General features: G+C 53.1%; 14 protein-coding genes. 4 read left to right on the top strand and 10 right to left on the bottom strand.

Going from position 1 to position 14758, the window contains the following annotated elements:
* Positions 1-3 precede the first annotated feature (3 nt).
* The gene (locus AWR27_RS21835; RefSeq protein ID WP_077133141.1) at positions 4-333 is read right to left on the bottom strand and encodes a hypothetical protein; all 330 of its coding nucleotides are present in this window, start codon (positions 331-333) and stop codon (positions 4-6) included.
* Positions 314-544: a DUF433 domain-containing protein gene (locus AWR27_RS21830; protein ID WP_077133140.1), complete on the bottom strand. Its 231-nt coding sequence runs from the start codon at positions 542-544 to the stop codon at positions 314-316. Before AWR27_RS21830 ends, AWR27_RS21835 begins: the two co-directional genes overlap by 20 nt.
* 74 nt (positions 545-618) lie before the next feature.
* Between AWR27_RS21830 and AWR27_RS21825 the strand changes: the two genes are divergently transcribed.
* Positions 619-1683, top strand: coding sequence for an efflux RND transporter periplasmic adaptor subunit (locus AWR27_RS21825; RefSeq protein WP_077133139.1), 1065 nt, complete (start codon positions 619-621; stop codon positions 1681-1683).
* 10 nt (positions 1684-1693) lie between these two features.
* On the opposite strand, the gene AWR27_RS21820 is transcribed toward AWR27_RS21825, so the two are convergent.
* Positions 1694-2074 carry a four helix bundle protein gene (locus AWR27_RS21820; protein WP_077133138.1) on the bottom strand — a complete coding sequence of 127 codons (381 nt, stop codon included), beginning with the start codon at positions 2072-2074 and terminating at the stop codon, positions 1694-1696.
* 66 nt (positions 2075-2140) lie between these two features.
* Here AWR27_RS21820 and AWR27_RS21815 point away from each other — a divergent pair, with 66 nt between their 5' ends.
* Genes AWR27_RS21815 through AWR27_RS21805 form a run of 3 tightly spaced genes read left to right on the top strand, consistent with a single transcriptional unit; the run spans position 2141 to position 6854 of the window.
* A complete protein-coding gene (locus AWR27_RS21815) occupies positions 2141-5212 on the top strand; it encodes an efflux RND transporter permease subunit (RefSeq protein ID WP_077133137.1) in 3072 nt (1023 codons plus the stop codon).
* 26 nt (positions 5213-5238) lie between these two features.
* Entirely contained in the window at positions 5239-6051 is an 813-nt protein-coding gene (locus AWR27_RS21810) for an SDR family NAD(P)-dependent oxidoreductase (protein ID WP_077133136.1), read from the top strand.
* 32 nt (positions 6052-6083) lie between these two features.
* Positions 6084-6854, top strand: a complete 771-nt coding sequence (locus AWR27_RS21805) for a hypothetical protein (RefSeq protein WP_077133135.1) — start codon at positions 6084-6086, stop codon at positions 6852-6854.
* Between the two features lie 49 nt (positions 6855-6903).
* Here the strand turns inward: AWR27_RS21805 and AWR27_RS21800 are convergent, their stop codons facing one another.
* From AWR27_RS21800 to AWR27_RS21770, 7 genes are all read right to left on the bottom strand, one after another.
* Positions 6904-8013 carry a fibronectin type III domain-containing protein gene (locus AWR27_RS21800; RefSeq protein ID WP_077133134.1) on the bottom strand — a complete coding sequence of 370 codons (1110 nt, stop codon included), beginning with the start codon at positions 8011-8013 and terminating at the stop codon, positions 6904-6906.
* Positions 8014-8083: 70 nt separating this feature from the next.
* A complete protein-coding gene (locus AWR27_RS21795; RefSeq protein ID WP_077133133.1) occupies positions 8084-9247 on the bottom strand; it encodes an AIR synthase related protein in 1164 nt (387 codons plus the stop codon).
* 36 nt (positions 9248-9283) lie between these two features.
* Positions 9284-10249 carry a Gfo/Idh/MocA family protein gene (locus AWR27_RS21790; RefSeq protein WP_077133132.1) on the bottom strand — a complete coding sequence of 322 codons (966 nt, stop codon included), beginning with the start codon at positions 10247-10249 and terminating at the stop codon, positions 9284-9286.
* Between the two features lie 84 nt (positions 10250-10333).
* The gene (locus AWR27_RS21785; protein ID WP_083732933.1) at positions 10334-12697 is read right to left on the bottom strand and encodes a BACON domain-containing protein; all 2364 of its coding nucleotides are present in this window, start codon (positions 12695-12697) and stop codon (positions 10334-10336) included.
* A 30-nt stretch (positions 12698-12727) separates the two neighbouring features.
* On the bottom strand, positions 12728-13144 hold the full coding sequence (locus AWR27_RS21780; protein ID WP_232325898.1) for a hypothetical protein: 417 nt from the start codon (positions 13142-13144) through the stop codon (positions 12728-12730).
* Positions 13145-13286: 142 nt separating this feature from the next.
* Positions 13287-14477: an acyltransferase family protein gene (locus AWR27_RS21775; RefSeq protein WP_077133130.1), complete on the bottom strand. Its 1191-nt coding sequence runs from the start codon at positions 14475-14477 to the stop codon at positions 13287-13289.
* Positions 14478-14567: 90 nt separating this feature from the next.
* Complete coding sequence (locus AWR27_RS21770) at positions 14568-14738, bottom strand: DUF1059 domain-containing protein (RefSeq protein ID WP_077133129.1); 171 nt, start codon at positions 14736-14738, stop codon at positions 14568-14570.
* Between the last annotated feature and the right edge of the window lie 20 nt (positions 14739-14758).

Raw genomic sequence — 14758 nt, 5'->3', positions numbered from 1 at the left:
GGGCTACAAGTCAATCCAATTGTAATCCTGAATGATGTCCTGCCCGAAAAGTGCTTTGATTTTAGGGACAAAAGGAAGAACGAACTCGTATTGATTATCTACGGTGTTCAGAACAATTAGCTTGATGCCCAATTTTTGGTAATTCTGCTGGTAGCTCAAATTCTTATCAGCCGTAATCAGGAATTCAATACCAGCATCGTGCATGGCTTTTAACAGCTCACCGTTTTTTAGCGAACTCCATCCGCGTTCTGGCACAGTCGTAACATCATAACCTTCACCGAACCTGTATTTCAACTTTTTAGGTAGGTTTTCGTCAAGCAACAAGATGGGCATTACGGGAAAAATTAAGCGTAACGGATGATTCAGCCAACTCAAGTACAGCCCGTGCCTGTTCGGGTTTTACTGATGGAAAATCATCAACAAACTCGGCAATCGTATGGCCGCCTTTGATGTAGTCAAACAGATTTTTCACTGGAACCCGCGTATTGAAAAACACAGGGGTTCCGCTCTGAATCTCCGGGTGAATCGTAATAAGGTGGTTCATATCGTGAACTGGTTGCCAATACTGTAAATAACGTTAAGTCGATTCAAAATGTCACAAAACACGATCCAATTGTCATGAAAATCACGCAAGTACTTACTTCCCTCCTGCTGGCCGTTCTGCTATGGGCGTGCGGCAGCAAAGCGGCTGAAAAAACAGCCGCTACCCATACCACACCCGAAGGCATCATTCCGGTGAAACTGGCACCCGTTGGCACTGTCGTGCGGGCCGAACCCGTAGTGGCATCGGGGCTGGTATCGTCGTCGGAAGAAGCGAGGCTGTCGTTTAAGGTGGGCGGCATTATCAACCGCATGTTTGTTGAAGAAGGGCAGACGGTTCAGAAAGGGCAACTTTTAGCCACGCTCGACCTGACCGAAATCAACGCACAGGTGAGTCAGGCGCAATTAGCCACTGAAAAAGCCGAACGCGACTTCAGCCGGGTTAAAAGCCTCTACGCCGACACAGCCGCCACGCTCGAACAGCTACAAAACGCCACCACGGGCCAAAACGTAGCAAAGCAAAACCTGACCATCGCGCAGTTTAACCGCAATTTCGCGCAAATCCGCTCGTCGGTCGATGGCACCGTAACGCGTAAGGCCACCAACGCGGGCGAGTATGTAGCCCCTGGCGCATCGGTATATTTCATCTCGGGCAACCGCCCCGGCGATTGGGTGGTGCGCGTGGGCGTATCAGACAAAGACTGGGCGCGGCTCCGGCTCGGAAACCGTGCCAATATCGCCCTCGATGCGTATCCAGGCAAAACGTTTACCGGAACCGTTAGCAAGCTGGCACAAGCCGCCGATCCGGTCAGCAAGTTGTATGAAGTGGAGATCAAGATTAGTTCGTCGGGTGTAAAGCTGGCTCCGGGGTTGTTTGCGAAAGCCACGCTCGTACCGGCGCAAAGTCGCAGCTACGCCGTAGTGCCGGTGGAGTCTATTGTGGAGGGCAACGGCAAAGAAGGCTTCGTGTATGTGCTGGCGCAGGACCGGAAACGAGTGCAGAAACTACCTGTACAGATCGGCTTTCTGGATGGCGATAAAGTTTTGTTGACCAATGCCCCATCGGGCGTTCGGGAAGTGGTAACGGCAGGTTCGGCGTTTCTGACCGAGGAATCTGAAATTATAGTGAAAAGTGAAAAGTGAAAAGTGCTTTTCAGCCCTTCAGCTTTTGGTTTGCTACGTTGCGTTGGGATGTTTTCTGGATAGATGCCAGAATGCGAATCAGTTCCTGACAATCGGCAAGCATCGACCCATACATTTTGTCATTGAGGTAGTCTGTTGCTCCTAAGAGTCGTAGCCAATAACGAGTTTCACGGGCTTCTTTGTAGGCAATGCCAATTTTGGCAATGAACTCTTTTTTGGTAAGTGCGCCCGTTGCTTCTTCAACATTTGCGCCAACACTTGTGCCACTTCGTAACACCTGATCGGCTAATGAATGGATACGATGTTTTTTAGTTATCCATTGATACATACGAACAACACGGGTTGCAAAGTCAAATGACTTGGTTTGTATAATGCTTTCTTGTTCCTGCATGATGATAAGTGGTTGAATTACGGTGGTCACTTTTCACTATTCACTTTTCATTTTTCACTTAAAGAAATGAATATTTCTGCTTTTTCCGTCAAAAACTGGCAGTTCATGCTGGTGCTGTTTCTGGGCGTAGCTGCCCTCGGTATCAACTCGCTGCTGAACATGCCACGGGGCGAAGACCCCGAATTTGTAGCACCCAACTTTGCGGTAGTCGTGGTTTACCCCGGCACCGATGCCCGCGACATGGAAGAACTCGTGGCCGACCCTGCCGAGAAACGCTTCAACGAACTCGACAATATCGACCACGTAATTACCACCATCGGCGACGGATTAGCCGTGTTTCGGGTTGAGTACGAGTATGGTCAGGACCCCGACGAGAAGTATCAGGAATTGGTACGCGAGACAAACGCCCTGCGCAGCGAATTGCCATCAGATATTTTCTCCATTAAAATCAATAAGTTTTCGCCCTCCGACGTGAATATCGTGCAGGTGGCGTTACAGTCGGAGGTGGCCTCGGATAAGGAACTGGGGCGGTATGCCGATGACCTGAAAGAGCGGCTCGAAAAGGTGAAAAGCCTGAAAAACGTAGACGACTGGGGCTATCCCCAAAGCACCGTGCGCGTGTCGCTCAACATCGAGAAGATGGCGCAGGAAGGTATTCCCGTCAACCGCGTGATTGGTGCCTTGCAGGCCGAAAACGTAAATATTCCGGGTGGAAGCGTGCAGGTTGGTACGCGGAAATTCAACGTCAAAACGGCGGGTAAATATGAGTCGATTGAGCAGATTCGGAATACCATCGTATCGAGCAACGGACAGAAAATCGTGTACCTGCGCGACATTGCCGACGTAGCGGAAAACCTCGAAGACGAAGCGCACATTACCCGGCTCAACGGCCACCGGGCCGTGCTGGTGACGGCAAGTCAGAAAATTGGCGAGAACATTCAGAAAGTGGGCGATCAGGTGAATCCGATTATCGAAACCTTCGCCCAGTCGCTGCCGCCCCATATCAAGCTGACCAAAAATTTCGATCAGGCCACGAGCGTAAACAAACGGCTGGGGCATTTTGTACAGGATTTTATCATCGCCATTCTATTGGTGTCGATCACATTGCTGCCGCTGGGTTTCCGGGCCGCGCTGGTGGTTATGGTTTCGATACCACTTTCGCTGGCTATCGGGCTATCGCTGCTCGACGCGTTTGGTTTCAGTATCAATCAATTAAGCATCGTCGGGCTGATTGTAGCACTCGGCATTCTGGTCGACGACAGCATTGTGGTGGTTGAGAACATCGAGCGGTATCTGCGCGAAGGTTACTCGAAACGGGAAGCGGCTATCAAAGCCACGAGTCAGATTACGCTGGCCGTAATTGGCTGCACAACTACGCTGATTCTGGCCTTTATGCCGCTACTGTTTTTGCCCGAAGCGTCGGGCGATTTTATCCGGTCGCTGCCGATGGCCGTTGTCATGACTGTGCTGGCGTCGATGGTCGTTTCGCTTACGATTGTACCCTTTCTGAGCAGCCGCATTCTGAAGCACAGCCACAATCCTGAAGGTAATATTTTTCTGCGGGCACTGAAAAAACTCATCAGCGGATCATATAGCCGGTTGTTGCACGCGGCCCTGCGTCGGCCCGTTCTGACGCTGCTGGTTGCCGGAGCTATTTTCGGATTGGCCGTATCGCAGGCCGGGCGGGCCGGTTTCGCGCTGTTTCCGGCGTCGGAGAAACCGCAGTTTCTGATCAATATCGAAACGCCCGAAGGCAGCAGTTTAGGCGAAACCAACCGGGTAGCGCGGTATGTAGAAAGCCAACTCAAAAGCGATTCGACGGTTCGGCACTTCACCACCAACGTCGGAAAAGGCAATCCGCGCATTTATTACAACGTAATTCAGCGGAACGAAGCCACCAATTTCGCGCAGTTTTTCGTGCAGTTGACCGATGTTGAGCCTGCCGAAAAACGCGTCCTCATCGACAAGTACCGCAACCGATTTGCGTTATATCCAAACGCAAAAATCGAAGTAAAAGACTTTGAGCAAGGCCCCGACCAGGAAGCTCCTATTGCCATTCGCGTATTCGGCGAAAATTTAGACACACTCCGCACGGTAGCCGCCCGCGTGGAAGCTACTCTGAAACAAACGCCGGGCACTATTTATATCAATAACCCGCTGGCAACGCGCAAAACCGACCTTCGCATCCGGGTCAATAAAGAAAAGGCCGGGCTGCTGGGCTTGTCCATCGCCGACATCAACCGCACCATTCGCATGGCCGTAGCGGGCCTCAACGTCGGCACCTTCAAAGAACCAAACTCAGACGATGAATACACGATTTCGGTAACACTACCCAAAGGCCGCATCACCGACCAAACGGTACTGAATAATCTGTATGTCAACACGGTAACGGGTGCCGCTGTGCCGCTCCGGCAGGTGGCCGACGTAGAGTTCGAGACTGGAACAAACCTAATCAAGCACTATGACAAAGACCGCTACGTGAGCGTTACGGCTTTCGTAAAAACGGGTTATTTAGTCGATAACGTGTATAATGACGTACTGAAGCAACTCGACACCATGAAGTTTCCGGCGGGTTTTCGCTACGTAGCGGCTGGCGAACTGGAAAGCCGGTCGAAGTCGTTCGGTGGGCTGGGCACGATCATCCTGATAACGGTATTCGGCTTTCTGGCCGTGCTGATTCTGGAGTTCGGCACCATCAAAAGCACACTGATTGTGCTATCGGTAATTCCGCTGGGTGTAATCGGTGCCATTGCCGCGCTGCTGCTCACGGGCAACCCGTTTTCGTTTGTTGCCATCATCGGACTAATTGCCCTGATCGGTATCGAAGTTAAGAATTCGATTCTGTTGGTTGATTTCACGAACCAACTCCGCGCCGACGGTATGCCGCTTATCGAAGCTATCGAACACGCGGGCGAAGTACGTTTTGTGCCGATTGTACTGACGTCGCTCACGGCCATTGGCGGGCTGATGCCACTGGCGGTAGAAGGCAACCCGCTCTACAGCCCACTGGCCTGGGTACTGATTGGCGGTCTGATTTCCAGCACGTTACTCTCGCGGGTAGTTACGCCCGTGCTGTACAAACTACTGCCACCGAGAGTGGAGGTGAAGACGATGAAAGAAGAACTGGAATTGGCATAGAGTAACAACTAAACCCAAATTTACTTATGAACTTATCAACGTCAGAACAACAACGGCTCAAAGCCCGCTATGGTCCGTTGGCTGTTGTTGCCGGAGCTTCGTCGGGCATTGGGCTTGAACTGGCCGAACGGTTGGCCGAGTCAGGACTAAATCTGATTATTAATGCCCGCACTACAACACGTCTCGAGCGTGTGGCAAATGATTTACAGACGCGCTATGGTGTTGTTGTAACACCAGTAGCGGCTGATCTTTCGGAAGAAACTGGTATCAGTCAACTGCTTGAAGCCACCAGCAACCAGCCTGTCGGCCTTTTTATACACTCGGCTGGCTTTGGCACATCGGGCGAGTTTCGAGCATCAAATTTGGACGAGGAGGTAAATATGCTTCGGCTCAATACGGAGTCGTTACTGAAACTTACTCATCATTTTGGGCAGCGGTTTGCTACCCAGAAGCGGGGGGGGATCATTCTGTTGAGTTCGCTGGTGGCCTTTCAGGGAGTACCTTACGCAGCTCACTATGCCGCCACCAAAGCCTACGTACAGACACTGGCCGAGGCTATTGCGCTTGAATTGGGTTCGCTGGGCGTAGACGTTCTGGCGGCAGCACCGGGACCCGTAAGCAGCGGTTTCGGCCAACGGGCAAACATGGTCATGAACATGAGTTTAACGCCCCAGCAGGTTGGCGTTCCCATTCTGAAAGCATTAGGTCGGCAACACACCGTATTGCCCGGTTTTCTGACAAAAGTACTGACATACTCGCTCCGAACGGTGCCGCGTTGGGGCAAAGTGCGGATTATGCAGCAAGTAATGAGTGGCATGACCAAGCATCAACGGGCTTAAAAACAATAACTCACCTTTAAAACCCTGCGCTGATGTATCATTTTGTTGACGAACTGAGGCTACGTAACCTACCTCTCTTTTGGTTCGGCTTGATTTGTCTGGGGCTGTCGTTGCTCTTTCTGACCCTGACCCGGTTCACCTCGGTTGAGGTGCTGGGTGTAAACGCCTGGTATAAGCCGTTCAAGTTCACGTTATCGACAACGCTCTACGTTTGGGCAATGGCCTGGTTTTGCCATTACCTGATGCCTGACTTTAATGTTCGACCATTCAACTGGACAGTTATCGGCCTGCTCGGCTTCGAGCTTGTTTATATCATCTGGCAGGCATCGCGGGGGCAGTTGTCGCATTTTAATATAAGTACGCCTGTTTACGGTGCGCTTTACTCGCTGATGGGTATTGCCATTACGCTTGTGGTGCTATACACGGCTTACGTCGGCTATCTCTTCTTTGTGCGTAGCTTTCCTGAGTTACCAATTTACTATGTCTGGGGCATTCGTATCGGTATTTTGATTTTCGTTGTTTTTGCCTTCGAAGGGTTCGTGATGGGTGCCCGGCTAAGTCATACCATTGGCGGGCCGGACGGGGGCGCGGGCCTACCGCTTGTTAACTGGAGTACCCGCTACGGCGACCCACGCATCGCGCATTTTGTGGGCATGCACGCGTTGCAGGTATTGCCACTGCTGTCGTTTTACGTACTCAAAGATGTTAGGTTAATCGTGCTGGCCGGGCTTCTTTACGGAGCTTTAGCGGTTTTCACGCTGGTGCTGGCCCTAAACGGGAGACCGCTGATTAGCCTAACGTAAGGCGGCTGGAAAGCCGCAGACTGCGATAATCTGCGGCTTTCCAGCCGCCTTACTCTACCGCCACTCTCTGAACAATACGCCCTGTTGCGGCTTCGGCGCGGAGCAGATACAGGCCGGGCATCAGCGGTTGGATAGGCGTTATCGTCACTGAACCATCGACCTGTATCGGGCCGGATTGAACGAGTACATCCTGGCCGGTCAGCGTTGTTAAACGGTATGTGGCATCGGGCAAATTGCGAACGGCAGCACGAATGGCCTGCCTATCAGACGGATTGCCCAGAATTTCCAGCGAAGGTGTCAGGTTGTCCATTACAACAGCTACTGGTCGGGAATATTCGGTTGTGCCGTCGAAATCAACTTGTTTGAGCCGGTAATAATTTGCCCCGTCAAACGGATGTTCGTCCATAAAACCGTATTGCTGTCGCTGGTCGGTGGTGCCTTTGGCAGTCAGGCTGCCGATGGTCAGAAACTCGCCGAGGTCGCGGCTGCGTTGCACCTCAAAACGTTCGGCATTACGCTCCCAACTGGTTTCCCACGAGAGTTGTACGCGCTCGCCCTGTGGTTTGGCGGTAAATGAAACAAGTTCGACGGGAAGGGGGGTTCCGTTCAGTTTGATTTCATCAAGTCGAAGCGTTCCACCACTGGCAGTAGGGTTACAGGCGTAAATCCGAAACGTGATGGTTCCCGTCCGATTTGTATAATCTGACCCACTCAGGCCAATAGATGCCGTTTGGTAACCAGTATTAACCGTTTGCGTGTAGGTATCACTGCTGTAGCCGTTGACGCTCGACCGAACGCTGATGTTTCGAGGACCAGCATCTGAGCGGGCAAAGGCAAATGACAGTGAACTGAGTGTCATCTTCGCCGTACCATTGGTGCTGACCGAAAACTGTACATATTCTGTATTATTACATACCGACGTTGACCAGTTTTGTATGTTGGCTCCTAACCCGGCATGACCCGTTGTGTACGGATTAACTGCCAAAAGATTCACGCCGGTATAACTGGCCGACGAAACTGAAATTAGCGGATTTGATGAAACACCGTCTGAGTTACCTTCAAAACTCCATGCGCCCGTAAACGGTTGAGCTGTTGAAGTTGGCGGTATGGCCGATACTCCCAGAGCAAACAGTGTAATAAATAGGTAAAGTTGTTTCATGTCCGGGCTATGTATTTATAACATGCCTTAGACAGTTTACTCAAACATTAGTAACGATTCTTGCGGTTAATTAATAAATGAAAGTTCCTTCGTTCGATTGAATTGTCACCTGTTTTCCGGTAAACGCTTCGACCCGGCCAATTACCTGTGCGTCGATACCAAACGATTCTGATACTTCGATAACCCGTTGTGCATAAGCTTCGGGTAAATAAATCTCTAAGCGGTGGCCCATATTGAAAACCTTGTACATCTCCTGCCAACTTGTACCGCTCTCTTGTTGAATTAGACGGAATAAGGGCGGAATTGAGAACAGATTGTCTTTTATAACGTGCAGATTATCAACGAAGTGCAGCACTTTCGTTTGTGCCCCGCCCGAGCAGTGTACCATGCCGTGGATATAAGGTCGCAGTTCGTCTAAAAGTATCTTTGCTACAGGTGCATAGGTGCGCGTAGGCGAAAGAATAAGTTGCCCGACAGTAACGTTTAGATCAGGTTGTTTGTCCAGCAATCCTTTGCTACCACTGTAAATCAGCGATTTATCGACAGCCGGATCGAAACTTTCGGGGTATTTATCGGCGAGGTAATGCGCCAGAACATCGTGGCGGGCCGAGGTCAGGCCGTTGCTGCCCATACCACCGTTGTAGCTTTTTTCATACGTAGCCTGCCCAAACGACGCCAGTCCAACAATCACGTCGCCGGGCTGAATACGGTCGTTGCTGATAACCTGATCGCGACGCATCCGGGCAATCACGGTACTATCCACAATGACGGTGCGCACCAGATCACCCACGTCGGCGGTTTCGCCCCCGGTGCTGTGGATTTCGATACCGTGATCGCGTAGCATTTGTAACACCTCTTCGGTGCCGTTAATGATTTCGGCAATCACCTCGCCCGGAATCAGGTTTTTGTTACGTCCAATTGTACTCGACAGCAGCATCGGCCCGGTGGTTCCTACGCAAATCAGGTCGTCAGTATTCATCACTACGGCGTCTTGCGCAATGCCGCGCCATACGCTCAGATCGCCCGTTTCGCGCCAGTAGAGGTAAGCCAGCGACGATTTGGTACCGGCCCCGTCGGCGTGCATGATGGTGCAAAAGTCGGGATCAGCGGCCAGTGTATCGGGAACAATTTTACAGAATGCTTTTGGAAATAAGCCCTTATCGAGCTGGGCAATAGCCGCGTGAACGTCTTCTTTGCTGGCAGACACTCCGCGCTGGGCGTAACGATCAGTCATACCGCAAAGGTAAGGGAAAAAGTAGGTGGCACCGATTCAGTACACAATCCCGGCTTCAGCCCGCACCGCATCGAGCAGGGTCATTAAATTCACGCTGTCATCGAGCGACCAAAGGTGGCTCTCGGTGCGGCCTTCGGCCAAACATTGCATCACGTGTGCGGCTTCGTAGTCGTAGCCGAACGTAGTGCGCTGAGCCGTGAATAGTTCAGGGTCGTGGCCGTTGCGTTCCAGCGTCAGGCCCTGCGTTTCGTGCCAGCGCGAATGAATGCGAATATGCCCCTCTGTACCAAAAACAAAGGCTTCGCAGGGTGTTTTGGTTCGCAGGGTACTTTCCAGCACGGCCATCTCGCCATCCGCGTAGGTGAGCACCATACCGCATTGCTCATCGACGCCCGTGCTGGCGAACGTGGCACTCGCTTTTACAGTCTGCGGCAAGCCAAGCATCAGGTACGAAAAGAACAGCGGGTAAATCCCAATGTCCATCAGCGAACCACCGCCGAGGTCTTTGTTATAAAGTCGTTTTTCGGGCAGAAACGGCGCGGCAAAGCCAAAATCGGCCCGCACGCTCGTAACGGTGCCAATGGCTCCGTCCTGCACAAGCTGATGGGCGCGTTGCAGCACGGGCATAAACCGGCTCCAGAGTGCTTCCATCAGAAAAACCCGCTTACTCCGTGCCGTATCGACCATCTCACGCACCTGCTGCCCGTTCATGGCAAACGGTTTTTCGCCCAGAACCGGCACTCCGCCGTTGAGAAGCATCAGCGCATTATCGTAGTGCTTGACGTGGGGCGTCGCTACATACACTACGTCGAGGTCGGGCAGGGTGAGCAGCCCGTCGTAGCTACCGAACGCGTGCGTGGCTCCGTACTGTTGGGCAAATTCGTCGGCGCGTTGCTGATCGGTAGAAGCCACAGCGTAGAGTTGGGCATCGGGCAGCGTCAGCAAATCCTGCGCGAATTTATGGGCGATGCGGCCCGGTCCTAAAATTCCCCAATGAGTCATGGTAAAGTTTGGTTGATTGCGTAGCAGAACAGACGCCAAAGTTGCGGAAAGTTCGGCAAACGCCAACCGGTACACCTACCCGAATTACTCCACCAGCACTCGATTCACCACCTGCATACCACCAGATTCAGCCACGACCAGATATATACCCGCCGGTATGTTACGCAGGTCAGCTTCCTGCTCATGCACCGTTCGGCTGGCTTTCAGCCGCCACTCCTGCACCACGCGGCCCGATACGTCCGTTAGCAGCAACGTAGCGGGTGCCGGTTCGGGAAGCTGTAGCCGAATAATGAAACGCCCCGACGACGGATTAGGCGATACGTTCAGGCGAAGCAACTCCGGTGCCGACTCAGCCGCTACGCGCCCCGAACCCGTCGCTACGTTTACGGTTAGCGGGGGCGAAGTGGCGGCACATACGCCATTGCTCACCGCCACCTGATAGACGCCCGACTGCCGCACAGCATACGTAACTGACGTAGCACCTGTGATCGCCGTTCCGCTTAGACTCCACTGATACGTTAGGCCCGGCCCGGTGGGTGTAGCACTCAGTGACACCGCCCCGGTGGACGTTACGCTTACGGCGGCAATAACTGGCGCAACCACCGGACCGTCCACCACCGTAGCACTAACCGTAGCTGTGCAGTTGTTTAGATCGAGCAGCGTAACGGCATACGTACCGCTGTTGTTGATTACTATCATTGGGGTTATGTTCGGCAGAGCCGTTCCGTCGCGTTGCCAGCTATACGCAACGTTCGTCTGGCTACCCGATGCCGTCAGCGTAATGCTGCTTCCCTGACAAAGTGTGAGCGAGCTACCCGACAGCCCGGCTGTGAGCGAGCAGCTATTCACCGCAGCACCGGCCTGCACCACCGTTACGCTCGATGCCGGAAAGTCGGGAGCGGCAAACGTGACTACGCCGGTACGCGAACTGACCGACGCATTGGCCGCAGCCGCGATGGTCAGCGACTGACTACCCGTTCCCTGGCGGGGGCTAACTGTCAGCCACGCTGGCGCATTCGCTATGCTCCAGCTACTGGCTGACGTCGTTACGCTGACCGAGGCCACGTTACCTGCCGTTGCCGATACGCTCACTACGCCGGGCGACACGCTGAACACCGACGGGTTCAAAAATGCCCAATCGGCATCGCTGACCGGGTAGCCAATAGCGCGGAAGTCGGCCCGCAGGTCACGCTGGAACGTATGCGAGATGGCCGCCACCCACAGTGTAGCCCGGAACGCATTGGCCGCTGGGCTATCGGTCTTCGGGTCGTAGCGTTTCAGCCAGTCGGCGTTGAGCCGACCCAGAAACTGCATCAGCCGTTTCACGGGTGCCCGGTAGCCTTTGCCCTGTTCTTCGGTGTAACGGAAGAACATATACGGCACCGTCAGAAAGGTCTGTAGTACCTCGCGGTTGCGTTTTGCGTCGTTTTGATTCGCGTTGTAATACGTTTGAAACGGCATCCCCGCGCTCATATATTCGTTGAACAGAGTGCGTTGAAACCGGACATTGCTGGTGAAGTTTTGCTTCAGTTTAAACAGCCATATATCATCCAGGCCGTATTGCTGATAATTATTGATAAGCTCATAGCCAGCCGCGTGCTGAAAAATCTGCGCGATGGCTTCCGAGAAAATAGCGTTGGCCGGGCCGTCGGTTTTGCCGCCGTACTGATAACTGGCCGGGAAGTTGAGCGTAATGTTATGCGCCATTTCGTGGTACATCGACGAGAAGTCGCTGTCGGCTCCTTTCAGAAATCCGTTGCCTATTCCGAAACTTACCGGACGCGTGTACCACAGCGCATAAGCCCCGCCGAAAGTCGAATCGCGCAGGGCATATTGCTCGAACTTCCCGCCGGGCATCACTACGTCGCCATTGACAAAGTCGTGTTCAATGACGGACCCGATTTGAAACAGGTACTCAAAATCAGCCCGCGACACGTCGGTGAACAAATTGTCGGGCAGCGGGCGCAACGTAGCGGGGATACTGTATCCGTTGGCACTGGACAACGAAACCGGTTGACTCGGCAAAAATACTCTGAATCGAGCATCGAGCGCGACGGGCGTGATCTTTCCCTTCACAAAATCAACCAGTACCTCAACCGTATCTTTTTCGGTAGGTGAATAGTTGGCAATGACCCGCACCACGTAATTTTTCGTTACGTCAGCGTAGCGTTTGGTTTGTGGGAAGAAGCCGTTGTTGCTGGTGCCATCGCCCCAAACCCACGTAAACGTCAGGCCGGGCGTGGTAGGTCCGCGTGAGTCGCCCCCACCAAACACGACCTCGCCGGTAGCGCGATTAACAGTATTGATGCTGACGGTGAGGGTTCGGTTTGGGCCGGCCAATACCTGCTTGTAGTTGAAGATTTCAGTGGTTTGGGCGTGGGTAGGAGACCATGTAACGGCTACAAACAGCAAACACAATTGAATAGTCAACGTATAGATTCTTCTCATAGCGAGAAAGTATTAGAGCAACTAACAAAATCAGGCCATCGCGCCTACTGGCCGACGTAGCAGCATGGCCGACCAGCCAGCCACGACCACCGACATAACTACCTGAAACCAGGCCATCGGAGTTTCTACCCCATTGACGATTGCCAACGTATGCAGCACAATCCAGCCCACGTTCGTTACCACCAGCATTAACAGCATGGCTCGGCTCCCGGTCGTGAGACCATCGTTGCGGACGGCCCAGCAACCCACGCCCACCGCGATCAGCAACGCGCCCCAACTCTGCGCGACAAATGTAGTACCGGGATTGACCCAGCCGGGATTAGTCAGGTACAGATCGGCCATCTGCTTGATAGTGAAAACAAGCCCCAACCCAAATAGCAGGGAGACAAAAGCGACGAAGGAAAATAGGTTTCGGGCGTTCATTGTATATAGAAGCAGAAAGTTCATCGTAAAGTACCTCATTCGCAATGCAGGAAAGCAACGGGAAATTTCCCGTTTTTACTGACCGGGTTTTCTCGCTACGCCAACATCAGCAAAGTCACCGACCTCATTCAGTTCGCCATTCGGCACGGCCTATGAATCTGGGGCTTTAGATTTTGATAAAAATACGACGTTTGTAGAGCCAGCGCAGAATGAGCCAGTAGATTAGCAACGTAGCCATTCCGAGAAGCAGCGGTTCGTAGGCAGGCCCGAAAACCAGGAACGGCGCGGGTCCGAAGTGCGTGTAAAACGAACTGACCACAAACGATTCGATGAAGTGAGCAATGCAGTAGGCCGCAATGGAATTGGTGCCAATCACAATCAGGAAATACGCCCAACGCTGGTGTTTTCGGACGTCGATAACATAGTAGAACAGAGTTAGCAGTGCGAAACAGCAACCTCCGCTAAACAACACCCACGCGGGTGTCCAGATACGCTTCACCACCGGACACAGGCCCAGCCACTGCGCCAGCACGCCCAGCAATATACCAGCCCCAGCCGCCAGAAGCAGTCGGCGCAGGAGCACGGGCACAGGCCACCCCGTGCGAAGCCATTGCCCGGCCAGCAACCCCAGCACCATCGTTGCCAGTGTCGGTATAAAACTCAACGTAGCATAGCCGCCCCCGTTGAACAGGAACGGTTTTTCGCGCGGAAACAGGTTCAGGAACCACGTATCGAACGCCCAGGCCAGATTGCTGTTTTTGTTGAAGTGGGCCATAAGTCCAGTATAATGATGCGGCCAGTTGGCCGGAACGCCAACCGTTTCATACGGAAAATCAGGACCGGGTGCCGGATACAACACACTCACCAGCCAGTAGCCTGCCACCAGCCCGCCAAAGGCCAGCCACTGCCGCGCGACCGTCGTAAATCCTAACGCAAATAGAACCGGATAGCCCAAACCAATCTGCGACAGCGTATCCTCGAAGGTAAAATACGTTTGTTTGCTGCCTATCGACCGCAGGAAAACACCCAGCAGCACCAGCAGCAACGACCGCCACAGCGCGTGTCGCCACTGCACCGCCACCGACTGCCCGCCCGCCTGCCGACTGGCAAGGGAATACGGCAGAGCCACGCCTACCAGAAACGAAAACGACGGCTGAATCAAATCGTGCAGCGAACATCCCGCCCAGGCAACGTGGTCCTGATGGTAAGCCATGAACGACCAGAAGTCGCTATTGGGCAGAGCCTCGTGAATTTTGTGAAACCGGAGTACCTCGGCCATCATCAGCAACATAACAAAACCCCGGTACGCATCGAGCGATTGTAGCCGGGTTGACGTAAGCAGGGGTTTCGGGTCCATTGGCAAAAAAAGAGTAAGGCTTATTTTGAGGGCTTCGACGCCCCTAAAATAAGCCTTACTTCCTGAAGACTACTGTATTTTCGGTAATCGTTACTCTTCACGAATGAGCGATTTCAGGCCCTCGGCCAGTTCGGGCGTTACCGCCACGCCGTGAACGGTGCTGGCGTGTTCAGCGGCCTGCGTCAGAATTTCTTCGTCGGTTTCGGCTTTAATTTGGGCGTTGCAGTCGAAACCGGCATCGCGGCAGTTCAGGGTTTTCATGGCGTTTTGATGGTTGGGGT

This window comes from Spirosoma montaniterrae, from assembly GCF_001988955.1.
GTDB classification, from domain to species: domain Bacteria; phylum Bacteroidota; class Bacteroidia; order Cytophagales; family Spirosomataceae; genus Spirosoma; species Spirosoma montaniterrae.
Note: the sequence above shows the minus strand (reverse complement) of the source record. Positions and strands in the feature narration are given on the sequence as shown.